Annotated in this window: 21 protein-coding genes; 13 read left to right on the top strand and 8 right to left on the bottom strand. The window is 61.9% G+C overall.

Annotation, left to right across the window (positions count from 1 at the left end; all coding sequences use genetic code 11):
• The first annotated feature begins 23 nt into the window (after window positions 1-23).
• From GPK94_RS06555 to GPK94_RS06545, 3 genes are all read left to right on the top strand, one after another.
• Window positions 24-1373, top strand: coding sequence for an amidohydrolase (locus tag GPK94_RS06555; RefSeq protein WP_193537285.1), 1350 nt, complete (start codon window positions 24-26; stop codon window positions 1371-1373).
• Between the two features lie 192 nt (window positions 1374-1565).
• Window positions 1566-1913: an Hpt domain-containing protein gene (locus tag GPK94_RS06550; RefSeq protein ID WP_215655234.1), complete on the top strand. Its 348-nt coding sequence runs from the start codon at window positions 1566-1568 to the stop codon at window positions 1911-1913.
• Between the two features lie 31 nt (window positions 1914-1944).
• Window positions 1945-3018, top strand: a complete 1074-nt coding sequence (locus GPK94_RS06545) for an HD domain-containing phosphohydrolase (RefSeq protein ID WP_186963360.1) — start codon at window positions 1945-1947, stop codon at window positions 3016-3018.
• A 61-nt stretch (window positions 3019-3079) separates the two neighbouring features.
• Here GPK94_RS06545 and GPK94_RS06540 read toward each other — a convergent pair whose 3' ends face one another.
• The 5 genes from GPK94_RS06540 to nrdD form a co-directional block, all read right to left on the bottom strand.
• Window positions 3080-5506 carry an HAD-IC family P-type ATPase gene (locus tag GPK94_RS06540; RefSeq protein ID WP_215655233.1) on the bottom strand — a complete coding sequence of 809 codons (2427 nt, stop codon included), beginning with the start codon at window positions 5504-5506 and terminating at the stop codon, window positions 3080-3082.
• A 176-nt stretch (window positions 5507-5682) separates the two neighbouring features.
• Window positions 5683-7197, bottom strand: a complete 1515-nt coding sequence (locus GPK94_RS06535; RefSeq protein WP_193537291.1) for a 4Fe-4S dicluster domain-containing protein — start codon at window positions 7195-7197, stop codon at window positions 5683-5685.
• 225 nt (window positions 7198-7422) lie between these two features.
• Window positions 7423-8997: a glycosyl hydrolase family 18 protein gene (locus GPK94_RS06530; protein WP_215655230.1), complete on the bottom strand. Its 1575-nt coding sequence runs from the start codon at window positions 8995-8997 to the stop codon at window positions 7423-7425.
• A gap of 157 nt (window positions 8998-9154) precedes the next feature.
• Window positions 9155-9682: an anaerobic ribonucleoside-triphosphate reductase activating protein gene (nrdG, locus tag GPK94_RS06525; RefSeq protein WP_101691913.1), complete on the bottom strand. Its 528-nt coding sequence runs from the start codon at window positions 9680-9682 to the stop codon at window positions 9155-9157.
• A 23-nt stretch (window positions 9683-9705) separates the two neighbouring features.
• Window positions 9706-11886, bottom strand: a complete 2181-nt coding sequence (nrdD, locus tag GPK94_RS06520) for an anaerobic ribonucleoside-triphosphate reductase (protein ID WP_215655228.1) — start codon at window positions 11884-11886, stop codon at window positions 9706-9708.
• A gap of 559 nt (window positions 11887-12445) precedes the next feature.
• Here nrdD and ilvD point away from each other — a divergent pair.
• Window positions 12446-14128 (top strand): dihydroxy-acid dehydratase, encoded by a 1683-nt coding sequence (gene ilvD, locus GPK94_RS06515; RefSeq protein ID WP_101691915.1) that lies wholly within the window; start codon window positions 12446-12448, stop codon window positions 14126-14128.
• A gap of 75 nt (window positions 14129-14203) precedes the next feature.
• Here the strand turns inward: ilvD and GPK94_RS06510 are convergent, their stop codons facing one another.
• From GPK94_RS06510 to GPK94_RS06500, 3 genes are all read right to left on the bottom strand, one after another.
• Window positions 14204-15334 (bottom strand): DUF4317 domain-containing protein, encoded by a 1131-nt coding sequence (locus tag GPK94_RS06510; protein ID WP_186963356.1) that lies wholly within the window; start codon window positions 15332-15334, stop codon window positions 14204-14206.
• 238 nt (window positions 15335-15572) lie between these two features.
• A complete protein-coding gene (locus GPK94_RS06505) occupies window positions 15573-16715 on the bottom strand; it encodes a HAMP domain-containing sensor histidine kinase (protein WP_215655226.1) in 1143 nt (380 codons plus the stop codon).
• Window positions 16712-17386 (bottom strand): response regulator transcription factor, encoded by a 675-nt coding sequence (locus tag GPK94_RS06500; RefSeq protein WP_215655224.1) that lies wholly within the window; start codon window positions 17384-17386, stop codon window positions 16712-16714. The genes GPK94_RS06505 and GPK94_RS06500 overlap by 4 nt, the downstream gene beginning before the upstream one ends.
• A gap of 131 nt (window positions 17387-17517) precedes the next feature.
• Here GPK94_RS06500 and GPK94_RS06495 point away from each other — a divergent pair, with 131 nt between their 5' ends.
• The 9 genes from GPK94_RS06495 (at window position 17518) to GPK94_RS06460 (ending at window position 24776) form a co-directional block, all read left to right on the top strand.
• Window positions 17518-18192, top strand: coding sequence for a hypothetical protein (locus GPK94_RS06495; RefSeq protein WP_215655222.1), 675 nt, complete (start codon window positions 17518-17520; stop codon window positions 18190-18192).
• 13 nt (window positions 18193-18205) lie between these two features.
• Window positions 18206-18337: a CD1871A family CXXC motif-containing protein gene (locus GPK94_RS16000; protein WP_252192538.1), complete on the top strand. Its 132-nt coding sequence runs from the start codon at window positions 18206-18208 to the stop codon at window positions 18335-18337.
• Complete coding sequence (locus GPK94_RS06490; protein ID WP_215655221.1) at window positions 18330-19205, top strand: 4Fe-4S binding protein; 876 nt, start codon at window positions 18330-18332, stop codon at window positions 19203-19205. Before GPK94_RS16000 ends, GPK94_RS06490 begins: the two co-directional genes overlap by 8 nt.
• A complete protein-coding gene (locus GPK94_RS06485) occupies window positions 19198-19731 on the top strand; it encodes a TlpA disulfide reductase family protein (RefSeq protein ID WP_195279581.1) in 534 nt (177 codons plus the stop codon). The genes GPK94_RS06490 and GPK94_RS06485 overlap by 8 nt, the downstream gene beginning before the upstream one ends.
• A 120-nt stretch (window positions 19732-19851) precedes the next feature.
• Window positions 19852-20469: a type A chloramphenicol O-acetyltransferase gene (gene catA / locus GPK94_RS06480; RefSeq protein ID WP_215655219.1), complete on the top strand. Its 618-nt coding sequence runs from the start codon at window positions 19852-19854 to the stop codon at window positions 20467-20469.
• A 72-nt stretch (window positions 20470-20541) separates the two neighbouring features.
• Entirely contained in the window at window positions 20542-21099 is a 558-nt protein-coding gene (locus GPK94_RS06475; protein WP_215655217.1) for a DNA-3-methyladenine glycosylase I, read from the top strand.
• Between the two features lie 29 nt (window positions 21100-21128).
• A complete protein-coding gene (locus GPK94_RS06470) occupies window positions 21129-21755 on the top strand; it encodes an N-acetyltransferase (RefSeq protein ID WP_215655215.1) in 627 nt (208 codons plus the stop codon).
• Window positions 21756-22037: 282 nt separating this feature from the next.
• Entirely contained in the window at window positions 22038-24422 is a 2385-nt protein-coding gene (locus GPK94_RS06465; protein ID WP_215655213.1) for a LuxR C-terminal-related transcriptional regulator, read from the top strand.
• 105 nt (window positions 24423-24527) lie between these two features.
• Window positions 24528-24776, top strand: coding sequence for a DUF2442 domain-containing protein (locus tag GPK94_RS06460; RefSeq protein ID WP_101691926.1), 249 nt, complete (start codon window positions 24528-24530; stop codon window positions 24774-24776).
• Window positions 24777-24782: the final 6 nt, after the last annotated feature.

Raw genomic sequence — 24782 nt, 5'->3', positions numbered from 1 at the left:
CAAATGGAAAGGAAATGATCGGTATGAACACCCTCTTCCGCAATCCCTGGATCGTGACGATGAACGACGACTTTGAGATGATCCGCAACGGATACGTCTACGTCGTGGAGGATAAGATCAGCGAGGTGGGCTCCGACCCGATGCGCATGGCGCAGCTGAGCCTGGAGGCCGATTCGGTCATCGACGCGGCCGACAAGATCCTGATGCCCGGTATGGTGAGCGCCCACACCCATCTCTTCCAGACCTTCATGCGGGGCCTGGCCGACGACCTGGAGCTCTATCCCTGGCTGTCCACCCAGGTGTGGCCCTTCTCGGAGCTGATGACTGAGGAGGACTTCTACTACGCGGGCCTCATCGGCTGTCTGGAGAACCTGAAGACGGGCGCCACCAGCTGCATCGACCAGCACTATATCTTCACCTCCCTGAACAACGGGGACCACATCTTTGAGGCCATGCGGGACTCCGGTATCCGCGGCAATATGTGCCGGTGCTTCGCCAACATCGTCTACTATGAGAAGTTCCGGGAGGAGGACCAGGACCGCATCCTGGACGACATCAAGCGCCTGCACAGCCAGTGGGCGGGCACCGAGAATGGCCGCCTCTCCCTGAGTGTAGGCCCCCTGAATCCCTGGGGCGTCTCCCCCGACTTGTTCCAGAAGAGCAAGCAGCTCTCCAAGGACCTGGGCGTCAAGTTCCAGGTCCACACGGCGGAGGACCAGGACGTGGTGACCAAGACGGCCGCCATGTACGACGGCATGCGCAACCTGGAGTTCTTCGACTCCCTGGGCATCCTGGATGAGGACACCCAGCTGGCCCACGCCATCTGGCTGGACGACCACGAGATGGAGATCCTGGAGAAGCGCCGCTGCCAGCCCATCCACTGCCCTGTGGCCAATGCCTATCTGGCCGACGGCGTGGCCCGTGTGCCCGAGATGCTGAAGATGGGTCTGCCCGTGGCCCTGGGCACCGACGGACCGGGCAGCAACAACGCCCAGGATATGCTGGGCACCCTGAAGTACACCGCCCTGATGCACAAGAACCACAACCTGAATGCCCACATCATCTCCAACAAGGACGTGCTCACCATGGCCACCCGCAACGGCGCCGTGGCCATGGGCATGGACGGCCAGATGGGCCAGATCGTCCCGGGCATGAAGGCCGACATCATCCTGGTGGACTGGAAGAAGCCCCACATCGCCCCGGTCCACCATCCCGAGTCCGCCCTGGTGAACAACGCCAACGGCAACGACGTGGACACCGTCATGGTCAACGGCGAGATCGTGGTGCGCAACAAGAAGTCCACCAAGATCGACGAGATCGCCCTGATCGACGAGTGTCAGAAGCGCATCGAGTACATCAAATCCAAGATGTAAGTTCGTAAAGTTACAAAGAAAGGCCCCGTTTCGCCGGATTCCGGCGAAACGGGGCTTAAAATGTAACGGAAAGCGCTGCGAGAAGGGAAAAACGTTAACAGTCCGGGGGAAAAAGGGTATGCTAGGTGTAAAAGGCTCTGTATGGAGGACATGGAAACAGGAAGACCCCGACAGAGCGTGGGAGGAACAGAGATGGATCTGAACACAATAGCACAGACACTGGGCCTGGATTTGACGGGAACACTGGCGCGCTTTGGCGGAAGCGAGGCGCTGCTGGTGCGGTTTTTAAAGAAATTTCCCCAGGACGGAAGCTTTGCGGCCCTCTGCGCCGCGGTGGAGCAGGGGGATATGCAGGGGGTGGAGCACGCCGCTCACACCCTGAAGGGAGTCGCGGCCAATCTGGGCCTGGAGCGGCTGAAGGAGCACAGTGACGCCCTTGTGGCGGCGGTGCGCAAGGGGGAGACAGAGGGCGTCCCCGCCCTCTTCGCCCAGGTGCGGGAGGACCATGCGGCCATCCTGTCCGCACTGGAGAAGCTGTAAAGTTGAGCCAAAACGAGGAGGAAGCCGTGATATGCAGGAGGAACGACAGACCATATTGATCGTCGATGACGTGGAACTCAACCGCGCCATTCTCCATATGGTCTTTGAAGAGGAATTTGAGATCCTGGAGGCGGAGAACGGTGCGGAAGCCCTCTCTGCCATCGACGCACATCCCAGCGGCCTGGCGGCCGTGCTGCTGGATGTGGTCATGCCGGTCATGGACGGGTTTCAGGTTCTGGAAGAGCTGGGGAAGCGGGGACTGCTGGAGCAGCTGCCGGTCTTTCTCATCACGGCGGAGAACGATCCCAATGTACTCAAGCGGGGGTATGACCTGGGGGCGGTGGATATCATCGAGAAGCCCATTACCCCCTACTTCATCAAGCGGCGCATCGGAAATGTGATCCAGCTCAACAATCTGGTGCGCACCCAGGATGAGATGCTCCGGGAGCAGGCGGAGGAGATCCGCTCGCTCAACAGCTCCATTCTGGAGACCCTGGCCACCGCCATCGAGTTCCGGGACCAGGAGTCGGGGGAGCACGTCCTGCGCATCCGGGAGCTGACCATGCTGCTGCTGCACGGGATGATGGAGCGCTATCCCCAGCGCTACCAGTTTGACGAGGAGGAACTGCGCCTGATCGGAGACGCGGCAGTCATGCACGATCTGGGCAAGATCGCCATACCGGATCAGATCCTCAATAAGCCGGGCAAGCTGACACCGGAGGAGTTTGCCATCATGAAGACCCACACCACCCAGGGGTGCATCCTGCTGGACAGTGTGCCCCAGGTCCGCTCCAACCCGGTGTACGACTACGCCTACGACATCTGCCGGCACCACCATGAGCGCTGGAACGGCCGCGGGTATCCGGACGGTCTGGCCGGGGATGAGATCAGCATCTGGGCCCAGGTGGTGGCTCTGGCCGACGTCTATGACGCGCTGGTGAGCGAGCGGGTCTATAAGAAGGCCTTCTCCCACGAAAAGGCCGTGGATATGATTTTGAACGGGGAGTGCGGGGTCTTCAACCCCGAGCTCATGGAGTGCCTGCGGGAGATGGCGGGCGAGATGCGCACCCGGTATCTCCAGGTCCGCAAGGACGGGAAGTCCTGATTGTTTTCCATACTGCGCTGCTGCGCCGGTCTCAGAGCGAGGCCGGCGCAGTTTTTTGTGCTCAGAGTGTGTTTTCCGGCCGGGGCGCGGAGCGGTTGGCCGTGCTGCGGAAGAGGCGCAGGAGCCAGGGGCGGAAGCGCCGGCACAGAAAGGTGAGCCCCAGCAGGGCCAGTGCGGTGGGCGGGGCCAGCAGGCCCAGGAGGTTCCAGCCGTCCCGGGTGAGGGGCGTGAGCTGGAACCAGGGGAAGAAGAGGAGGACAGCCCCTGCAAAGGCGGCCAGAATCAGGCCCAGTACCAGCCCCCGGTAGGGGGTGAAGGGCCGGCACAGGAGCACCAGGACCAGAAATCCGTTCAGACTGAGGAGCAGGGTGCAGACCGTGGAGATCTGTTCCATGGGCAGCGCCATGGCGCTGCCCGCCCAGACACAGGCGAAGATGGCGCACACGTCGGCCAGTCCGCCGGGCAGGGCGTTGACAAAGACGCTGCGCAAGAAGTGGCCCCGGATGCGCTCGTAGGAGGGCTCAAAGGTCAGCAGGAAGGAGGGCACGCCGATGAGCAGGCCGCTCACCAGGCTGACCTGGGCCGGGCGGAGGGGGTAGAGCAGCGGGAGGACCAGCAGGATGGCCGAGGCCAGGAAGGAGAAGATGTTCTTGACCAGAAAGAGGGAGGCCGAGCGGGCGATGTTGTTGATGACCCGGCGGCCCTCCCGCACCACCTGGGGCAGAGCGGAGAAGTTGGAGTCCAGCAGGACCAGATGGGAGACCTGCTGGGCCGCGTCGCTGCCCGCTGCCATGGCGATGCTGCAATCGGCGTCCTTGAGGGCCAGCACATCGTTGACCCCGTCCCCCAGCATGGCCACCGCGTGGCCCCGTCGCTGGAGGGCGTGGAGGAGCTGCTGCTTCTGCTGGGGCGTGACCCGGCCGAAGACGGTGTACTGCTCCGCCAGGAGTTCCAGATCGGCGTCGGGGGGCAGGGCGGAGAGGTCCAGCCAGCGCTCGGCGCCGCTTACCCCGGCACGCTGGGCGATGTGGGCCACCGAGGCGGCGTGATCCCCCGAGATGACCTTGACGGTCACCCCCTGCTCCCGGAAATAGGCCAGGGTCTCGGCGGCGTCCGGGCGGAGCTGGTCGGAGAGGAAGAGGAAGGCCAGCGGCTCCGGCCGGGCGGAGAGCTTGTCCCCTGCCAGAATCTCACGGCCCCGGGCCAGCAGGAGCACACGCTGCCCGGCGGCGGCCGCCTCCTCCAGACCGGGGGCGTACCGGGCCCAGTCGGGACCCAGCAGCCCCTCCGGGGCGCCCAGCAGATAGCTCTCTTCCTCCGGGAGGACGAGGGCGCTCCACTTGCGCTCGGAGGAGAAGAAGACCTCCCGCACCGGGGACCAGGGGACCTCCGGCGGGGCAAAGCGGGCCTTGAGAGCCTGGGCCGTGGCGTTGTCACTGGCCGAAGCGTGGACAAAGGCCCCCAGCAGTTCCTCGGCCCGGTGGGCTGGGATGGAGAGGGGGAGGAGCCGGGAGACCTCCATCTTCCCCTGGGTCAGGGTCCCGGTCTTGTCCAGACAGAGGATATCCACACGGGCCAGATGCTCGATGCAGGAGAGCTCATGGACCAGGGTGCGGCGGCGGGCCAGATTGGCCACGCTCACCGCCAGGGCCACGCTGACCAGGAGATAGAGCCCCTCGGGGATCATCCCCACCATGGCGGCCACCGTGGAGCTGACCGCGTAGGGGAGGGAGGTGTGGAGGAGCACATACTGCTTGTAGAAGAGCACGGTGCCCAGGGGGACGATGGCCACCCCGATGAAGCGGAGCAGCCGGTCCAGGGAGCGCATCATCTCCGAGCGGCTGGTACGCCGGCCCTTGGCGGCCCGGGCGATCCCGGCGGCATAGGAGTCGCCGCCCACCTTCTCCAGACGGGCGGAACACCGGCCTGATGCCAGAAAGCTGCCCGAGAGCAGAGGATCGCCCGGGCGCTTGAGAACGGGGTCGGACTCGCCGGTGAGGAGAGACTCGTTGACCTCGGCGCAGCCCTCCTTCAAAACGGCGTCGGCGCAGATCTGGTCTCCGGCGGAGAGCAGGATGATGTCGTCCAGCACCAGCTCCTCCGTGGGGAGGGTAAGGCGCTTTCCGTCCCGCACCACGGTGGCCGTGGGGGCGGAGAGCAGGGCGATGCGGTCCAGGGTGCGCTTGACCCGCAGCTCCTGCACGATGCCGATGAGGACGTTGCACACCACGATGCCCAGAAAGAGCATGTCCCGGTAGGCCCCCACCGCGAAGAGGCACAGGGCCAGGGCCACAAAGAGCGCGTTGAAAAAGGTGCACAGGTTGTCCCGGATGATCTGGCTGACCCGTTTGGGCAGCTGATTGGGGTCCCGGTTGGACCATCCGGCGGCGGCGCGCACAGCGGCCTCCCGGGTGGTGAGGCCCTGGGCAGGGGCGGGGTCCAGCCGGGAGACCGGCGTGCGCTGAGGCGCTTTGGCGCGGGGCTTCATAGGCATCGTCCTCTCGTTGGGATCTTTTGCTAAGGAAAGTGTACCAGCTTTGTATGAAGAGTCAATGAGTCTTTTCTTACGATTTTTTAAAAAAGCGGGCAAAAACCGCAAAAGATGCAAAAAATCCCCCCTGCCCGTAGGCAGGGGGGAAAACATTTGCGGATGCGGAGGGGAAATTACTCCTCCAGACGCTCCAGATCCTTCAGGTAGTCGGTTTCACAGCAGAACTGCTTTTCGGCCTTCTTGGCATACTTCTTCACGGCGGCGGCCGACTTGTCGATGGGCTGCATGGAGCCCGCACCCGCCACACAGCCGCCGGGGCAGGCCATGCCCTCCAGCAGGTAGCCGTTGTACTTACCGGCCTTGGCCATGACCATCATCTTGCGGCAGTCCTCCAGACCCTGGGCGCTGGCCACCTTGATCTCGCCGTGCTCGGGGTACATCTTCTTGATGCAGTTGACCACGGCCTGGGCCACGCCGCCGCTGACGGCAAAGTTACGGCCGTCGGCGCTGGACTCGGAGAGGAACTCCTCCTCCTCGATGTTCTGGATGTCGATGTTCCGGGCGTTGAAGAGGCCCATCATCTCCTCAAAGGTGAGGACGAAATCGATGTCGCTGCGGATGCTCTTGCGCATGGCCTCCAGCTTCTTGGCGGCACAGGGACCGATGAAGGCCACCTGGGCGTTGGGGTGCTTCATCTTGATGAGGCGGCCGGTGAGCACCATGGGCGTGAGGGCCATGGAGACGCAGTGGGCAAGCTCCGGGAACTGCTTCTTGGCCATGACGGACCAGGCAGGGCAGCAGGAGGTGGCCATGAAGGGGAGATTCTCAGGCACGTTCTTGATGAAGTCCTCGGCCTCCTCGGCGGCGCACAGGTCGGCGCCCACGGCCACCTCGATGACGTCGGTAAAGCCCAGCTGCTTCATGGCGGCGCGGAGCTTCTCCGGGGTGACGTTGGGGCCGAACTGGTCCACGAAAGCGGGGGCCACGGCGGCATAGACATGGGAGCCGCCCTTCATAGCGGTGATGAGCTGGAAGATCTGGCTCTTGTCGGCGATGGCGCCGAAGGGGCAGTTGACCAGGCACATGCCGCAGGAGACGCACTTGTCATAGTCGATCTCGGCCCGGCCGTACTCGTCGGAGCCGATGGCCTTCACACCGCAGGCGGCGGCACAGGGGCGCTCCTGCTTGATGATGGCGTTGTAGGGGCAGGCGTCCACACAGCGGCCGCACTTGATGCACTTGTCCTGGTCCACCACCGACTTGCCGCCCACGATGTGGATGGCGTCCTTGGGACAGACCAGAGTACAGGGGTGGGCCAGACAGCCCTGGCACCCCTCCGTGGAGATGACCTGCTTTTCCGGGCAGGCATGGCAGGCGAATTTGATGATGTTGATGAGGGGAGGCTCATAGTAGGTCTCGGGCCGGGTGCTGTCCTCAATGCCCTTGGAGATGGGGGCCGACTCCGCCGCGGAGCGCACGGGCAGTCCCATGGCCAGACGCAGACGCTCGCCTACGATGGCGCGCTCCAGGAAGATGCTCTCCCGGTACTGGGCCTGCTCGCCGGGGAGGATCTCATAGGGAAGCTCCTCCAGCTTCCGGGCGTAGTCCCCGTCCTCGTAAGCCATACGGGCGATCTCGGTAAAAATACTGCGACGGATGTCGGTAATGGAGGTGTAAATTCCACGCATATCCAAAAAGTCCACCTTTCACTGCTTGCCTTGCAGCTGTCTCAATTCAAGTTCAGTTTTAAGTATAGCCGGAAACCAGTGGATTGGCAACGGAGACTGAGCAGTTTTGCAAAAATTTACAACATATAAACAAGAAAAAAGAAAAATGGATGGCAAAAAAGACGGAAATGAGAAGAATCTAAGGGGAAAAGATGTGACGGGAATGAACGGGTCGGTTCAAACAAACTAACCGGTCAGGGAAAAGGACACCCGGCGGTCGGGATCGGTCATGCGGACCACCAGCGCGGCGGTCTCGGCCCGGGTGATGACGCTGTTGGGGCGGAAGGAGCCGCTGGCATCCGACCCGGCAAAAATACCGGCCCGGTAGAGCTGATAGACGGCGGGGCCGTGGAGGTCGCTCTCGGCCAGATCGGGAATGCGCTCCACCGTGTTGATGGGGGGCAGGGCACTCCCCGGCAGAGAGCGGGCCAGGAAGGTGGCAAATTCCGCCCGGGTGAGGGGGGCGCTCAGCTCCGCGGCGGAGAGATTCTGGGTCAGGATGCCCTGGGTACGGGCATAGTCCACATAGGGCTGATACCAGGGAGAGCCTGGGGAGATGGTCTCCCGGCCGTTGTGATGGCGGTCGTGGATGCGGCTGGCCAGGGCGATGCCCTCGGCCCGGGTGAGGGTGCGCAGGGGGGAGAAGGAGGTGCCGCCCGTCCCCTTCATGAGTCCGGCCTCATAGGCCGCGCATACGTCCTCATAGTACCAGCTGCCCGGCACCAGGTCGGTGAAGGGGTGGGAGGCATCCTCCCGCAGGGTGCGGGTAATGGCGGCGAGGAGGCTCTTGGCGGGGTCGGAGGTGTCCTGGGTGATCTCCCAGATCATGACGCCCCCCAGCTCATCCCGGGCATACCGGGTCTTGGCCTGGATGGTGGACAGGCCGTTGTACCAGACCGTGCGGCCCTGGTAGGTCACCGAGTCGCTCAGGTGGGCGTTGGGGACGGCGGAGAGGATGTCCCGGTAGGCCGTCCCGCCGGGGCGGGCATAGAAGGGGAGGCCCAGGATCACCTTTTCGGCGGGCACCCCCCGGGTCTTGTGCCAGTAGTCCCCGGAATAGCGGGCGAACTGGTAGGTGGAGTGACGGGCGCCCTCGTCCCCGTCATAGGCCATGACATTGATCCAGTCCACGGCCTGGAGGACTGCGTCGGTGTGGGCGGCCGAGTCGGAGTAGACCGCGCCCTCCGGAGACACCCCGCAGAGCACGGCGCTGGTGAGGAGCTTCCCCTTGGCGTGGAGGCGCTGGGCCAAGTCCAGCATGAGGGCCTCGTACTGCCGGTATGTACCGTCCTTAAGGCGGGGGTGCTCCCAGTCCATGTCCACGCCGTCAAAGCCGTACTGATCGCACATGGCGATGATGGCATCGGCAAAGGCCTTCCGCTTGGCCTCGGTGGCGGTGGCGGCGGCAAAAGTGGGCTCCAGGACCACGCCGTTGTAGCTCCAGCCGCCCACGGCCAGGAGGACCTTGACCCCCTTCTGGTGGGCGGTCTGGATGAGCTGCCGGGCCGCCTGGGCGTTTTCCAGGGGGCGCAGACCGCCCTCCGCGGTGGGGATGGCAAAGGCGTAGTTGAGATGGGTCACCTGGTCATAGGGGATCTGGGAGAAATAGCCGCTGCGCCAATAGGGGACATAGCCCACCACTTTTTTCTGGGAAGAGGTGCCGCCGGCGGCCTCCAGCCCGGGGGAGACCAGGGAGAACGCGGTGAACAAGGCGAGCAGCAGCGCCAGAAAGGAGAGGGCGCATGTTGTTCGTCGGTGCATGATAAAATTCCTGCCTTTCTCAAGATTGCGTGTGGAAGATACCACAGAGAGCATGATACCATGGAGAACAGGGGCAATGCATTAGGAGAGTACAGGAAAAAAGGGTCCGCCGGGGACAGTGATCTGTCCCGGCGGACCCTTTGCAGAGGTTGAACATTCAGTTGTCGTCGCTCCACAGGACCACGGTCCCGGCTGCGCGGGAGCGATTGAGATCGATGAGACGCTGGTTGGAGGAGCCGCGGAAACGCAGGGTAATGTCCTTCTTCTCCTCCACAAATTCCCCGTCCACCAGTACGTCGATGAGAGAGAGCATCTCGTCGGTGACCTCGCACCGGGCCCGGCTCTCGCCCAAAAGCTCGGTATCATAGACGTATCCGGAGAAGGCCCAGATATCCTTGTCCGGGAAGCGGGCCTTGACCCGGCGCAGGAAGGGGAGGAGGGCACGCTGATTGTCCGGCTCAAAGGGCTCTCCGCCCAGGAGGGTGAGTCCGTTCATATAGGAAGGGGAGAGGTCCTCCAGAATGGCGTCCTCCACCGCGGGGGTGAAGGGCTGGCCGTAGTGGAAGTCCTGGGCCTCCTCATTGAAGCAGCCCTTGCAGTGGTGGGTACAGCCGGAGACAAAGAGGGAGACCCGCACGCCGATGCCGTTGGCGATGTCCCGCCGTTTGATAGCGGCGTAGTTCATAGCGATCCGTCCTTTCCGGTGCCTTACAGGTGGAGCACCCGCTCCTTGATCTCCTGGGTGCGGCCCTGATTCCAGTACTGGGTGCCGATATAGCCGCAGGTGCGGCGGGCCACGTTCATCTTGTCCTGGTTGCGGTTGTGGCAGTGGGGGCACTCCCAGACCAGCTTGCCGTCCTCGTCGGTGACGATGCTGATCTCGCCGTCATAGCCGCAGACCTGGCAGTAGTCGCTCTTGGTGTTGAGCTCAGCATACATGATGTTGTCGTAGATGAACTGCATGAGCTGGAGCACGGCCTCCAGGTTGTTCTGCATGTTGGGCACTTCCACATAGCTGATGGCGCCGCCGGGGGAGAGGGTCTGGAACTGGGCCTCAAAGGAGAGCTTCTGGAAGGCGTCGATCTCCTCCGTGACGTGGACATGGTAGCTGTTGGTGATATAGGCCTTGTCGGTCACGCCGGGGATGATGCCGAAGCGCTTCTGGAGGCACTTGGCAAAGCGGTAGGTGGTGGACTCCATGGGGGTGCCGTAGAGGGAGAAGTCCATGTGCTCCTTGGCCTTCCAGCGGGCGGTGGCCTGGTTCATGTGCTCCATGACCGCCAGGGCGAAGGGGGTGGCCTCGGGATCGGTGTGGGACTTGCCGGTCATGTACTTGACGCACTCGTAGAGGCCGGCGTAGCCCAGGGAGATGGTGGAGTAGCCGTTGTAGAGGAGCTTGTCGATGGGCTCGCCCTTTTTCAGGCGGGCGATGGCGCCGTACTGCCACAGGATGGGGGCGGCGTCCGAGAGGGTGCCCTTGAGGCGGTTGTGGCGGCACATGAGGGCCCGGTAGCACAGGTCCAGGCGCTCGTCAAAGACCTTCCAGAAGGCATCCATGTCCCCGCCGGAGGAGAGGGCCACGTCCACCAGGTTGATGGTGACCACGCCCTGGTTGAAGCGGCCGTAGTACTTGGGCTTGCCGGTCTCGGGGTCCACATAGGGGGTGAGGAAGGAGCGGCAGCCCATGCAGGTGTAGCAGTGGCCCTCGCCGTTCTGGTCCACCTTGTTCTGGAGCATGATCTTTTCCGAGATATAGTCGGGCACCAGGCGCTTGGCGGTGCACTTGGCGGCCAGCTTGGTCAGGTAGTAGTAGGGGGTGCCGGGACGGACGTTGTCCTCCTCCAGCACATAGATGAGCTTGGGGAAGGCGGGGGTGACCCAGACGCCCACCTCGTTCTTCACGCCCTGGTAGCGCTGATTGAGGGTCTCCTCGATGATGAGGGCCAGGTCCTTTTTCTCCTGCTCGTTCTTGGCCTCGCCCAGGTACATGAACACGGTGATGAAGGGGGCCTGTCCGTTGGTGGTCATCAGGGTGACCACCTGGTACTGGATGGTCTGCACGCCCCGGCGGATCTCCTCCCGCAGGCGCTTCTCCACGATCTTGTGGACCACGTCGGGTTCGGTGGAGCCGCCGCAGATGGCCAGATCGGCCAGCACCTCGGCCAGGATCTTCTTGCGGGAGACGTCCACGAAGGGGGCCAGGTGGGCCAGGGAGATGGACTGTCCGCCGTACTGGTTGGAGGCCACCTGGGCGATGATCTGGGTGGCGATGTTGCAGGCGGTGGAGAAGCTGTGGGGCTTTTCGATCATGGTGCCGGTGATGACGGTGCCGTTCTGGAGCATGTCCTCCAGGTTGACCAGATCGCAGTTGTGCATGTGCTGGGCGTAGTAGTCCATGTCGTGGAAGTGGATGATGCCGGCCTCATGGGCCTCCACGATCTCCCGGGGGAGGAGGTGACGCTTGGTGATATCCTTGGATACCTCGCCGGCCATGTAGTCCCGCTGGACCGAGTTGACGGTGGGGTTCTTGTTGGAGTTCTCCTGCTTGGCCTCCTCGTTGTTGCACTCGATGAGGGAGAGGATCTGATCGTCGGTGGTGTTTGCCGACCGGCGGAGGTTGTGGTCATAGCGGTAACGGATGTAGTGCTTGGCCGTCTCGTAAGCGCCGTCCTTCATGAGCTCGGTCTCCACCATCTCCTGGACCTCTTCCACAGAGGGAGCCCGGCCCATCCGGAGGCAGTCGGCCTCGATTTTTTGCGCAATGGCCTCGATCTGCTCCTCGGTGAGTTCCGGAATGGTAGAGGCGGCCCGGCTGGCCTTGGTGACAGCGGCGACGATTTTCTCCCGGTCAAACAGGGCCTCGGCGCCGCTTCGCTTCATGATCTTCATATTTGCGCTCGCTCCTCTTACGTATCTATTTGGACCGCCCGCCGCCTCAGCGGCGGACATAGCGGCCCATGAAAAGAGGCAATCTCCCACACACAAGATCTTGGGGGGAGAATGCCCTCGAACTGGAAAACTGTGTACATTATATAGTGCCTGTTTTGAAAAAGCAACCCATATTTAGCGTTGGGAAGGAATCGAGAGGCGAGGCGCAGTCAATTTGCATGAAGGGGAGAAAACCCATGCCGCAGGAAGGGGTTGCGGTCTTATGACCGGGGAAATGACCCGCCGGTGGACCGGAAAAGAGATAGGCCCATGGATGGAAAAACAGCAAATCGACGGAAGTGAAAAAGAGGGTTGACACACGCCCCAAAACAGGGGGAGTAGACATAACCATATATAATGTGTCAAGTACCCCCAAAAATTTTATGAGAAAGGGAAAAAGAGCGGTTGACGCGGCGGGGCGAGAATGCTACTATATCAAATGTCAAATTCGCATATATAAAAACGATTCGTATATCGGAATTTTGTGAGAGATAAACGGATGCAGAGAGGAGAATGTATAATGCATCGCAGTGAGAAAATTCTGCGCGGAATCGACAACCAGTACTACAGAGCGACTTACAAGTCCATGGGCTTTACGACCGAAGATCTGAAGCGGCCCATCATCGGTATCGCCAATGCCTGGAGCGAGTGCGTGCCCGGACACTTCAATCTCCGGCAGGTGGCCCAGCGGGTCAAGGACGGCATTTACCGGGCCGGCGGTACGCCGGTGGAGTTCGGCGTGATCGGCGGCTGTGACGGTATGGCCCAGGGACACGACGGCATGCACTATATCCTGCCCTCCCGTGAGATCATTGCCAACTCGGTGGAGTCCATGGCCCAGATCAACCTCTTTGACGCCATCGTGCTGCTGGGCTCCTGCGACAAGATCGTGCCCGGCCTGCTGATGGCGGCCGCCCGTCTGGACATCCCCTGCATCCTGCTGCCCGGCGGACCCATGGAGGGCGGCATCGTGTTCGACGGCCGTCAGTCCGACCAGACCTCCAGCGCCGAGGCCTACGGCATGCTCTCGGCCAACAAGATCACCGAGGAGGAGTATAAGGTGCTGGAGGAGTGCTCCTGCCCCACCTGCGGCTCCTGCTCCTACCTGGGCACCGCCAACACCATGTGCTCCCTCTCCGAGGCTCTGGGCATGACCCTGCCCGACGGCGGCATCGTTCCCGCCTCCTCGGCCGCCCGTCTGGCCGTGGCGGAGGAGACCGGCATCAAGATCATGGAGCTGCTGGAGAAGGGCATCACCTCCCGGAAGATCATCACCAATGAGAGCATCCGCAACGCCATCAAGGTGTGCCTGGCCATGAGCGGCTCCACCAACGCGGTGATGCACCTGACCGCCATTGCCCACGAGGCTGAGCTGGACATCGACGTGCTGGAGGAGTTCGGCACCCTGTCCAAGACCACGCCCCAGGTGGCCAAGATCAACCCCGCCTCCAAGTACAACATGGTGGACTTCTACCGGGCCGGCGGCGTGGTGCGCCTGATGAGCGAGATGTCCTCCATCCTGGACACCGACCAGATGACGGTCAGCGGCAAGACCGTGGCCGAGAACATCGCCGGCCACCGCTACCTCTATCCGGTGGACCGCCGGGTCATCCGCACTCTGGACGATCCCTTCGGCTACACCGGCGGCGTGGCCGTGCTGCGGGGCAACCTGGCCCCCGACACCGGCATCACCAAGCCCGGCGCCTTTGACAAGAGCCTGCATCACTTTGTGGGCGAGGCCATCTGCTTCGACTCTGAGGAGGAGGCCGAGGAGGCCATCATCGCCGGCAAGGTGCGGGAGGGCCACGTGGTGGTCATCCGCTACGAGGGCCCCAAGGGCGGCCCCGGCATGCGCGAGATGTTCAAGGCCATGAAGTACCTCTATGGCCGCGGCCTGGCTCTGACCACCGCGCTGATCACCGACGGCCGGTTCTCGGGCACCAACAACGGCTGCTTCGTGGGACACATCTCTCCCGAGGCGGCTGAGGGCGGCCCCATCGCCATCGTGCAGGACGGCGACAAGATCGAGATCGACGTGGACAACAGCAGCCTGAACCTGCTGGTCAGCGAGGAGGAGATCGCCGAGCGCCTCAAGCACTGGAAGCGTCCCGAGCCCAAGTTCAAGAAGGGCTATCTGGGCCTGTACTGCAAGCTGGCGGCCTCCGGCGCGAAGGGCGCCATCATGGATTACAGCCTGCTGTAAGACAAATCAGACCGAAATACACAATCAAGAGGGCCGGAATGCGATCTGCATTCCGGCCCTTTTTTGCACTTAATATCAGGGAATGTGGATATTCACGCCGTTGACCTCCACGCCCTCGTCGGCGCGGATGAGGATGTACTTGACGCCGTTGATGACCCGGGTCTCCACCAGATCGCCCCGCTCCGGGTTGACCCGGATGGTGACGTTGGGGGTGCGCACCTCAAAGCGCTTGGGGTCCACCAGGTTCTGGGGGGGCAGCTGGGTGTCCGAGCCGAAATGGGTGTCGAACTTGGTGTCGAAGAGGGCCATCTGGGTCTCGTTGACGCCGCAGGAGCCGAGTATCTGCTTGACCATGTCCTTGGTCATGACCAGAGGCTCCTCCTCCTTGTTGAGCTTGTGGGCCTCGATGAGGTCCCGGATCTGCTCATGGACGGCCTGGACCGCATCAAAGCTGCAATCGTCCTCCAGGGTCTCCTCCAGAATGCTCTGGAAGGCCTCCTTCTGCTCATCGGCGGGCATGGGGAGGGTGCGGGAGAACACGGCCTCCACGAACGAGGCGTGGTTCTCGGCACTGTTGCGGGTGTAGTAGAGGGTGTTATAGAGGTTGGTGCTCCGGTCGTCAAAGGAGGGGAAGATGAAGCCCAGCTCCGGGGCCGAGACCAGCCAGTCGGAGGTGCGGTTGTGGAAGGCATTTTCCGCCACATAGTAGCTCAGGGCGGGCTTGGTCAACTTGATGGGGCAGACGCTGCACAGAATGTAGGAAAAGACCTCGGAGGAGGCGTCGGCCTGGGTATCCCCGTCCTTGGAGCGGTAGGGGACATCGTAGGTGTCGTGGGCCAGCAGGATGAGATAATTTCCCTCCAGCGCGGCGGACTGAATGACCTTCTGGAAGAAGGTGTCCACCGCCTCCTCATCCTTCAGGGAGGAGTCACGCAGGGCCATGAGCAGACGGTGCTCCTCACTGCTGACCACCTGCTGGGTGTCAAAGGCCAGATCGATCAGATTTTTGCCCAGGCTTCCGCTGAGGGTGCGCTTGAGGATGGAGAGAAAGGTGTCGGTCTCCTCCTCGGACATCATGGCGAGAGACTGGTCGAAGCGGGCGACGATCTCCTGATTTTCATTCACATAGCAGCCGCGGATATGGGTGATATTGCTCTTGTCCTTGCGAAAGCGGCGGCGAATTTCAGCAACTTCTTTTTCGTTCATAGGGAACCTTCCTTCTATCTATCATCGGTCAATGGAATGCGGCAGAGAAGGTAAGAGGACAGTGTCACAGAACATGAAACATCCCCACCTCGTGGGAGAGGTGAGGGGGCGGGGCCGGCTTGTGCGGCGGTTTCTCATGCGCAGATGGAGTGCTTCAGACCTTCGTGATTCCGGACCGATCCGGGTCCTCCCGGATCGGTCCTATCATTTTACCATATGGGAGCGGACTTTTGCATCATCAAATTTTACACTGCGCCTCCTCCGGGCAGGGCAGCACCAGGAGAAAGCGGCTTCCACCGCCCTGGACCGCCTCCGCCCGCACGCTGCCGCCGTGGAGCTCCGCAATGGCCCGCACCAGGGAGAGGCCCAGCCCGGCCCCGCCCAGCTGCCGGGAGCGGGATTTGTCCACCCGGAAAAAGGGCTCAAAGATCTGCTCCCGGAACTCCGGAGGGATTCCAAGGCCCTCGTCGCAGACCTCCACATGGGCATATGCTCCCGCGTGCGTGGCCCGGACGGTCACGGTCCCGCCGGGACGGTTGTATTTGACGGCGTTTTCCATGAGATTGAAGAGGGCACGCTCCAGCAGGATGGCATTTCCCAATACCGTTACAGGTTCGCGCTCCAGTTGGATGGCAATGTTCTGCGCCCGGGCCGCCTCCTCCAGGGTCCCGGCCACCTGGGTGAGCAGCTGGGAGAGATCCACGCGCGCGCTGCGCTCCAGATCGTCCAGGTTGGTGAGGGAGAGAAGGTCGTTCACCAGAGCGGAGAGCCGCTCCGTCTGCTCCTCCAGTACGTCCAGCGGCGCGGCTGTCTCGGGCGTGGTGCACAGCCCCTTCTTCCGGAAGAGGGCCATGCGGGTCTTGAGCACAGCCAGGGGCGTGCGCAGCTTATGGGCGGCACACTGGGCAAACTGCTTTTGCTGCTGGAAAGCCCGGCTGAGGTTTTGGGACATCTGGTTGAAGGAAACCGTCAGTCCGGCCACCTCGTCCCCGCTGGCGGGCACGGGAAGAGGGGGGTCCAGGTCGGAGGCGGTCCGGCTGCGGATCTGTTCGTCCAGCCGGCGCAGGGGGGCGAGTGCCTTCCCAGTGAGCCAGTAGACCATCAGGCAGCCGCTCACCACGATGATCCCCATGGCGGCCACGCTCTGCATCCGGAAGGTCTCCCGGGCGGGGCGGCTGACCGCCGCCATGGGGAGCTGGGAGAGCGCTCCCGTCTCGCATGCGCCGATCGCCTGGGCCGGCTGAAGGGGGGTGGCCTCAATGGCGTCAGCCATCTCATAGGCGGAGTAAGTATGGCTGACAGTCAGCAGCAGGCAGCACACGGCCAGCAGCACGCCGCAGACCAGCGTCACCCGCAGACGCAGAGAGATCTTCCGGCTCAAGTCCTCACCTCCAGACGGTATCCCTGTCCGATCTTGGTCACGATGGGGTCATAGCCCAGGGCGGTGCGCAGCTTTTTCCGCAGGGAGGAGATGTGCATCCGTACCGCGTGGCTGAAGGGGTTGGAGTCGGCCTCCCAGATGTGCTCCAGGAGCTCCTCCTGGCTGACCGCCTGCCCCGCCCGGAGCATGAGATACTCCAGGATCCCAAATTCCTTGCGGGTCAGGGAGAGGGGGAGACCTTCCGCGGAGATCTCCCGCCGCTGGGTATCCAGCGTGAGTGGCCCCACCACGAGGGCCGTATCCCGGGAGGCAAAATCCCGGCGCAGCAGGGCGCGCACCCGGGCCTCCAGTTCCTCCAGGGCAAAGGGCTTGGTGAGGTAGTCGTCCGCCCCCAGGTCCAGTCCGGCCACCCGGTCGGCCAGGGTGCTCCGGGCGGACAGGATGAGCACCCGCTGCTCGGGCTTTTCCCTGCGGACCGCCCGCAGGATATCCAGCCCGTCCATGCCGGGCAAGTTCAGATCCAAAATCACCAGATCGTAGGATTCCACCAGAATGCGCTCCCAGGCTTCCAGACCGTCATAGCAGCGCTCCACGGTGTAGCGCTCCAGCTCCAGGTCCTCGGCAATGTCGTCGCACAGCTGGCGCTCGTCCTCTACCACGAAAATCTTCATCACAAAACGCCTGCTGTTTTTCTCCTATGGTAACACAGTCCCGGTCAAATCTGTGTCAAGAACTTGACAGGGACTTGACACGCTCTATGGTATCATGTCCGGCGTCAAATGAAAACACAGGAGGAATCCCCATGAAACAAAACGCGATTCTGGCCGGCGCGCTGGCGCTGTGCCTGACCCTCTCCGCCTGCGGGAGCAAGGCCCCCAGCCCGGAGGAAGTGGAGGCGGCCATCCGCGACGGCTCGGTGACCATCGAGGACGCCCTGGACAAGGGCTGGATCACCCAGGAGTGGGCGGACAGCTATCTGGAAGAGCGCTCGGTCCCTGCGGCGGACAAAATGGCCGTGAACAAGGTGGGCGCATTTGAGACGGAGACCCTGACCGGAGAGACCTACACCGGGGCGGATCTTCCGGACCCCGCCTTTCTGGTCTTTCTGGACCCGGAGGACCCCGGAGCCGCGGACTTCTACACCGGACTGGTGGACGCGGTGGAGGATGTCCGCGCCGCGGGGGCGGACATCGTGGTGTGCAGCAAGGGGGACATGGACCACGAGCTGTTCCAGGGCGCGCCCTTCCCGGTGGTGGCCTACAACGAGTCCATGCAGGAGGCGCTGGCCCAGAATGACGAGATGGCCTCGGAGATCCCCTGTGTGGGCGTGTGGTATGTGAACGGCTCCCTGATCTCCGCCTGGACTTCCCAGGTGGAGGCGGAGGATCTGGCGGCCTCCGCGCCCAGCTTTGTCGCCATGGCCCAGGAGGACGACCCCTCCGGGGAGGATGGGATGGCCGCCGCTGCGATGGGATGAGAGGAGCGGGACGATGAAAAAGATCCCGGTCTGCCTTCTGCTGGCTGCGGGTGTCCTGATCGCCGCGGGCATCCTGCGCGGGGAAACGGCCACCGTCTGGAACAAGGGCATCAATCTGTGTCTGGAGTGTGTGGGCATTGGCTAAACAACGGAAAACAAGCGGACGGTGGAAGATCCAGGCAGCGGCAGCCCTGGCTTCCAACCCCTTTCTGCTCCATTTTTTCAGCGGGAAATTATACCGGGGGCGGCTGAAAAGCCTCTGTGTGCCCGGACTCAACTGCTACTCCTGCCCGGCGGCGGCGGGCTCCTGCCCCATTGGATCGCTGCAGGCGGTCATCGGCGCGCCGAAATATCAGGTGTCCTACTATATCATGGGAATCCTGCTCTTCTTCGGCGTCCTGCTGGGGCGGGCGGTGTGCGGGTTTCTGTGCCCCTTCGGGTGGTTTCAGGAGCTGCTCCATAAGATCCCCACGAAAAAGTTTGGGACCCGCCGGCTGCGCTGGCTGACCTATCTGAAATACGGTATCCTGGTCCTCTTTGTGATCGTGCTGCCCATGACGGTGGTCAATGAGGTGGGACTGGCCGACCCGTTTTTCTGCAAGTACATCTGCCCCGCCGGGATTCTGGAGGGGGGCATTCCCCTGGCACTGGCCAACGAGAGCATCCGGGCCAGCCTGGGGGCGCTGTTCACCTGGAAGAGCTGTATCCTCCTGGGTGTCATCCTGCTGGCCGTCTTTTTCTACCGGCCCTTCTGCAAGTGGATCTGTCCTCTGGGGGCCTTTTACGGCCTGTTTCACAAGGTCTCCCTCTACCGTCTGTCGGTGGATGGGGAGAAGTGTACCGCCTGCGGCGTGTGCAGCCGCGTGTGCGGCATGGATGTGGATGTGTTCCGCCATCCCAACCACGCCGAATGCATTCGGTGCGGGGACTGCATCCGGGCCTGCCCCCACCAGGCCATCCAGAGACAGGCCCCCTGGATCATGAACGAAAAAAGGAGCACAAACCATGGATAAAAGAATTGCTACCCTTCTGACCACGGCCCTGGTTCTGGGGCTGAGCGCCTGTTCCTCTTCCGACGAACTGGTCTCCAAGACGCCATTTCCCACCTTCTCCGAGGTGGACACCGAGGGAAATGAGGTGACAAACGACATCTTTTCCGAGTACGACGCCACCATCGTCAACTTCTGGAACAACGGCTGCGGCACCTGCATCGAGGAGATGCCGGAGCTGGAGGAGTATTTCCAGGATTTTCAGGAGAAGAACATCAATCTCATCGGCGTGGCGTCCGATTCCGGCGAGAGTGAAGAGCAGCTGGAGACCGCCCGGAAGATTTTGAAGGAAAAAGGGGTCACCTACACCAATCTCTCTCCGGACCCCGACCAGGCGCTCTATACGGACTTTATCTCCCAGCTGGCGGGATACCCCACCACATACGTGATCGACAGCGAGGGCAATATCGTCGGCGCGCCCATCATCGGGAACGTAAAAGCCCAGGAGGACACCCTGAACGCCCGCCTGGAGCAGGCCATGGACGGCTGAGTCCCTAGCGGTCAGGCCGAAAAACCGGGTCATATCCGTCGTCTGGACTGGTATGACCCGGTTTCTATGCTATAATAATAGATCAGAGACAAGAGAAGGAAAACTGGAGGCGGGAGCAACATGGAGTTTATACCGGTCGATCTGGACACCTGGGCCCGAAAGGAGCACTTTGAGCACTACTTTCACCAGGTGCCCTGCACATACAGCATGACGACAAAGCTGGACATCACGCCGCTCATCGAGGCAAAGGAGCGGCTTTATCCGGCCATGCTCTACCGGATCGCAAAGGCGGTCAATCAGTATCAGGAGTTTCGCATGGACCTGGGGCCCGACGGGACGCTGGGATTTTATACGGAAATGCATCCCTGCTACACGATTTTTCACCAGGACAGCGAGACTTTTTCCAATCTGTGGACCGAATACACCGACGATTACGAGGCCTTCTGCCGGGCCTATCAGCAAGATCTGGAGCAGTTCGGAAGCTGTAAGGACATGATGGCAAAGCCGGACGTGCCGGTCAACACCTTCCCGGTCTCCATGGTCCCGTGGGAGAGCTTTGAGGGATTCAACCTGAACCTGCAAAACGGCTACCGCTACCTGCCCCCCATTTTTACCATGGGGAAATACCAGCGAGACGAGCGCGGGGTGTGGCTGCCGCTGTCCATTCAGGTAAATCACGCGGTCTGCGACGGCTTCCACGTCTGCCGGTTCATCGCTGCGCTGCGGGAGATGATCTGAAGAGCTTCCACCCTGCGGTCAGACGGACGGAATTCCCCGCACGGAATGGAGAAAGAAATGGAGCGTGGTCATATGACGGAAAAAATCAGATGCAGCTGGGCCAATCCCAAGAATCCTCTCTATATCCGCTACCACGATGAGGAGTGGGGCATTCCCGTCCACGACGACCGGAGGCTGTTTGAGATGCTGGTTCTGGAGGGCTTTCAGGCGGGCCTCTCCTGGGAGTGCATCCTCAACAAGCGGGAGGCATTCCGCCGGGCCTTTGACGGCTTTGATCTGGAGAAGGTCTGTGAGTACGACGCGGAAAAGCTGGAGGCACTGAGGCAGGATCCCGGCATTGTCCGGAACAGGCTGAAGATCCGCGCCGCGGTAAAGAACGCCAGGATTTTTCGGGACATGCAGCGGGAGTGGGGGAGCTTTGACCGCTACCTCTGGCACTGGACGGAGGGGAAGAGCATCCATGAGACCGGACAGGTCCGCTCCGAGCTGTCCGACGCGGTGTCTGAGGACCTGAAGCGGCGGGGCATGAAGTTCGTGGGGAGCGTCATCATCTACTCCTACCTGCAGGCGGTGGGCGTGATCGACTCCCATGAGGAGACTTGCTTTTGCAGGCAGGGAAAGAGAGCATAACTTCGACCGCACCATATCGAGGAGGAACTATGAGACAGGACAATATCATCATCCGCCGGGAAACACCGGCGGACTACGCTGCCGTAGAACATCTCACCCGGGAGGCCTTCTGGAACGTATACCGCCCCGGCTGCCTGGAGCACTATGTGGTCCATGTGCTGCGCCGGGACCCGGACTTTGTGCCCGAGCTGGACCTGGTCATGGAGCGGGACGGAGTGCTCATCGGCCATGTGCTGTATATGCGCGCCAAAATTGTGGCCGATGACGGCCGGGAGCTCCCCATGATGACCTTCGGGCCCATCAGCATCCGCCCGGACCTCCAGCGGCAGGGCCTGGGCAAATATCTACTGGACGAGTCCATGGAGCGGGCCAGAGAGCTGGGGGCGGGGGCCCTGTGCATCGAGGGCAACATCGACTTCTACGGCAAGTCCGGCTTTGTAGTGGCCGGGACCCGGGGCGTCCACTACCACGGGGAGCCGGAGCAGGAGATCGTCCCCTATGTCCTGCTCAGGGAGCTTCAGCCGGACTTTTTGAAGGGCGTCACCGGGGTCTACCACACGCCGAAGGACTACTATGTGGATGAGGCCGCGGCGGAGGAATTTGACCGGAACTTCCCGCCCAAGGAAAAATTAAGGCTGCCGGGACAGCTGTTTTAATCCGGGCGCATGTTAAAATCGGCCGCAGGAAAAACTGCGGCCGATGTTTCATATAGGGCGGATCGGAGTGCATGGAAAGGAACGATTCCGAAGACGGAGGGCGCCTCTGCCGCAGCCGCACAGCGCTGCCCCTCTCCCCCAAAATCCCCCTTTCGAGGGAGTGACAAGGACCCCCTTTTTTCCTATAATAAAAGATAGGAACGGGGTGAGCAAATGGATACGCTCTATTTTTCGCAAGATATCCAACAGAAACTTTCTCACATCTATCAAAGCAGTCTGACCATGATCGAAGCGCCTGCGGGCTATGGGAAAAGCACGGCGGTCCGCTGGGCCATGCGGGAGATTCCTCCCGAGCAGGTCCACTGGTTCACAGCGGTGAGCTTTTTGCAGGACACCAGCCTGGACTGGTTTATCCGGCAGATCGGCACCCTGGACGCGGACGCAGGCGCCGCACTGCGGGGGCTTGGCTTTCTGAACCGCAGCAATGTCAGCGCCGCTGCGGACATCCTGGCCCGCCTTTCGGTCTCCTCACCCTGCTATCTCATTTTGGACAATTTTCAGCTGATCGGCGACAACTGGCCGTTGCCCCTTCTGCAGGCGATAGCGGACCGGCCCCGGGATGGTCTGCATGTGGTGCTGATCTCCCAGAACTTTAAAAAGCTGCGGGCCGTCTTTGAAAGCAGCTCCGGCGTCTCCCGGCTGAATTCCCTGGATTTTCTGCTGGGCAAGAAGGACATCCTGCAATATGCCCAGCAGCTGGGCCTGAACCTGACCCGGCAGCAGGCCGACATGGTCTACCGCAATACCGAGGGCTGGGCCGCCGCGGTGGCCCTGTATTTGAAGAGCTTACAGGACAATCCTGACAAGCTGCCGGAATTTCACGATATGGACGGGCTGCTCCACGAATTTTTCTGGCGGAAAGTCTCCTGCAAGGAGCAGGAGATGTTGCTGCGGGTGGCGGTGTATGACTGCATCCAGGAGGAACAGCTGCCGGACATTGCCCCCGGTCAGGAGGCGGCTTTGCAGAACCTCCTGGTGCGCACGCCTCTCATGCACCACGACATCCGGGCCAGAACCAGCTACCCCCACGAGCTGCTGCGGCATTTCCTGCTGGAGATGCTGGAATCCATGCCCCCGGACTTCCGCTGTCAGGTCTATGAGGCCGCGGGCACCATCTACCGCCGGACCGGGAACAACAAAAAGGCCGTGGAGTGCTTTTTCCAGGCGGGCAACGACGAACAGCTGCTCTCCTGTGAGCTGGTGGGTCTCCTGGGGGAGACCTTCGGCTCGATCAGCTACACCGCCCTGGCCCGCAGGGTGCTGCAGCGCTGTCCCCGGGAGACATTGGCCCAATACCCGCTCTCCATGCTGCGGCTGTGCCTGGCCCTGTTTGCAGGTACGGATTTCCGGGGCTTTGAAGCCGCGCTGGAGGAGAGCCGGGAGATCCTGGCGGAAAACGGCAGCCGGCAGCTCATGGGGGAGTGGTATCTCCTCTCCGCCTTCCGGGAGTTTCCCGACATCCCCCGCATGAAGGCATGTTACCAGGAGGCTGCCGCCTGGATGAGCGAGCCCTCCCGGCTCTTCAACCGGCGGGAGCCTTATCTGTTCGGCACCACCTCCATGTGGTATCTCTTTTACCATACACCGGGGAAGATGATGGAGACGGCAGAGGCGCTGCGGGACATGCTGGAGGTCTACAACCCCCTCACCGGCAATCACGGGGCCGGGGCTTACGAGCTCTACCTGGGCGAGGCCCTCAGCGTCCAGGGGCGGTTTGACGAGTCGGACATCTACGCCCACCGGGCAGCGCTGCTGTCGGAACAGTGGCAGAACGCCACGGTGACCTACGGCGCGGCCCTGCTGCTGGGCATCAACGCCATCTATCAGTCGGACATGATCTCCCTGCAGAAGGCCATCGAATATCTGGAGACCAAGGCCCTGGCCTATCCCTTTTTGCAGCACACCGCCATCAACACCCAGATGGCGGAGACCGTCCGTACCTATCTGCTGGGCCTCATGATGGAGCCGGACCGCTCCGCGGCCTGGGCCAGAGGGGCGGCGGACATGCTGGGGGACCTCACCTTTACGAACTTCATGGCCAAGACCAACCGCATCACCGACCTGATTTTGAAGAAGGAGTACAAGCGGGCCATTGCCAGCGTAGAGGCCTCCCTCCAGCTGGACAGCCGTCTCATCTCCCTGTCCACGCGCAATTTCATGTGTGTGGGCCTATCCCTGTGTTATCTGTCCATGGGGGCGATCCCCCGGGCGGCGGAGTGGCTGGAGCAGTCCCTGTCCCTGGCGGAGCAGGACAAGAACTATACCTTCCTGGCCTGCTTCCGAAAGTATCTCTCGGTTTTGTTTCTGCTTCCCTCCATCAAAAAGAAGCATGAGACCGCCATCGCGGAGATCAAAGCCATGGAGATCCACTATACCAGGGCGGAGGAGAGCCGGATCTTTGCCATGCTGGAGAAGTACCCGGATCAGATGACCGAACTCAGCGAGCGGGAGCGGGAAGTGGCCCGGCTGGCGGCGGAGGGCCTGCGCAACAAGGAGATCGCTAAGCGCCTCTTCATCTCGGAGGAGACCGTGAAGAGCCATATCCGCAGTATCTTCAACAAGACCAACATCGACCGCCGGAGCAAACTGGTGGATCTTTTGAAATAACTCCCCCCAAAATCCCCCTTTCGGGGGATGTGCGCAGCATAGGAACTCGGTATGATAAATACAGAGTTCCTATGCTGTTATTTTTGTGCGAAAGGAGGAGAGCTTATGGACGCCTCCGGCATCACTTTACAGGTACTTCCCAACTATCAGCTCAAGCTGAGTTTTCCCAACGGCAGCGAGGCGGTCATTGACATGAAGCAGCGGGTCCACGCCATCCGGTTTGGAAGGCTGTCGTCGCCGGAGCTGTTTAAAACCGCCCGGTTGGTGGACAGCGAGGTGGTCTGGGACAATGGGGCCTACTGCGTGCGTGCATCCATCAATGAGCTGCTGGATTCCATGCAGATGGACGGATAGAAGGAG

Origin of the sequence: Pseudoflavonifractor sp. MCC625 (genome assembly GCF_018784545.1) — a bacterium.
Classification (GTDB): domain Bacteria; phylum Bacillota; class Clostridia; order Oscillospirales; family Oscillospiraceae; genus Pseudoflavonifractor_A; species Pseudoflavonifractor_A gallinarum.
This window is presented reverse-complemented; position numbering and strand designations above follow the sequence as displayed.

What these genes read in the sequence shown, in the direction of transcription:
- GPK94_RS06555 (WP_193537285.1), top strand. Translation starts at nt 24, where the DNA reads ATGAACACCCTCTTCCGCAATCCCTGGATCGTGACGATGAACGACGAC.
- GPK94_RS06550 (WP_215655234.1), top strand. Translation starts at nt 1,566, where the DNA reads ATGGATCTGAACACAATAGCACAGACACTGGGCCTGGATTTGACGGGA.
- GPK94_RS06545 (WP_186963360.1), top strand. Translation starts at nt 1,945, where the DNA reads ATGCAGGAGGAACGACAGACCATATTGATCGTCGATGACGTGGAACTC.
- GPK94_RS06540 (WP_215655233.1), bottom strand. Translation starts at nt 5,506, where the DNA reads ATGAAGCCCCGCGCCAAAGCGCCTCAGCGCACGCCGGTCTCCCGGCTG.
- GPK94_RS06535 (WP_193537291.1), bottom strand. Translation starts at nt 7,197, where the DNA reads ATGCGTGGAATTTACACCTCCATTACCGACATCCGTCGCAGTATTTTT.
- GPK94_RS06530 (WP_215655230.1), bottom strand. Translation starts at nt 8,997, where the DNA reads ATGCACCGACGAACAACATGCGCCCTCTCCTTTCTGGCGCTGCTGCTC.
- nrdG (WP_101691913.1), bottom strand. Translation starts at nt 9,682, where the DNA reads ATGAACTACGCCGCTATCAAACGGCGGGACATCGCCAACGGCATCGGC.
- nrdD (WP_215655228.1), bottom strand. Translation starts at nt 11,886, where the DNA reads ATGAAGATCATGAAGCGAAGCGGCGCCGAGGCCCTGTTTGACCGGGAG.
- ilvD (WP_101691915.1), top strand. Translation starts at nt 12,446, where the DNA reads ATGCATCGCAGTGAGAAAATTCTGCGCGGAATCGACAACCAGTACTAC.
- GPK94_RS06510 (WP_186963356.1), bottom strand. Translation starts at nt 15,334, where the DNA reads ATGAACGAAAAAGAAGTTGCTGAAATTCGCCGCCGCTTTCGCAAGGAC.
- GPK94_RS06500 (WP_215655224.1), bottom strand. Translation starts at nt 17,386, where the DNA reads ATGAAGATTTTCGTGGTAGAGGACGAGCGCCAGCTGTGCGACGACATT.
- GPK94_RS06495 (WP_215655222.1), top strand. Translation starts at nt 17,518, where the DNA reads ATGAAACAAAACGCGATTCTGGCCGGCGCGCTGGCGCTGTGCCTGACC.
- GPK94_RS16000 (WP_252192538.1), top strand. Translation starts at nt 18,206, where the DNA reads ATGAAAAAGATCCCGGTCTGCCTTCTGCTGGCTGCGGGTGTCCTGATC.
- GPK94_RS06485 (WP_195279581.1), top strand. Translation starts at nt 19,198, where the DNA reads ATGGATAAAAGAATTGCTACCCTTCTGACCACGGCCCTGGTTCTGGGG.
- catA (WP_215655219.1), top strand. Translation starts at nt 19,852, where the DNA reads ATGGAGTTTATACCGGTCGATCTGGACACCTGGGCCCGAAAGGAGCAC.
- GPK94_RS06475 (WP_215655217.1), top strand. Translation starts at nt 20,542, where the DNA reads ATGACGGAAAAAATCAGATGCAGCTGGGCCAATCCCAAGAATCCTCTC.
- GPK94_RS06470 (WP_215655215.1), top strand. Translation starts at nt 21,129, where the DNA reads ATGAGACAGGACAATATCATCATCCGCCGGGAAACACCGGCGGACTAC.
- GPK94_RS06465 (WP_215655213.1), top strand. Translation starts at nt 22,038, where the DNA reads ATGATCGAAGCGCCTGCGGGCTATGGGAAAAGCACGGCGGTCCGCTGG.
- GPK94_RS06460 (WP_101691926.1), top strand. Translation starts at nt 24,528, where the DNA reads ATGGACGCCTCCGGCATCACTTTACAGGTACTTCCCAACTATCAGCTC.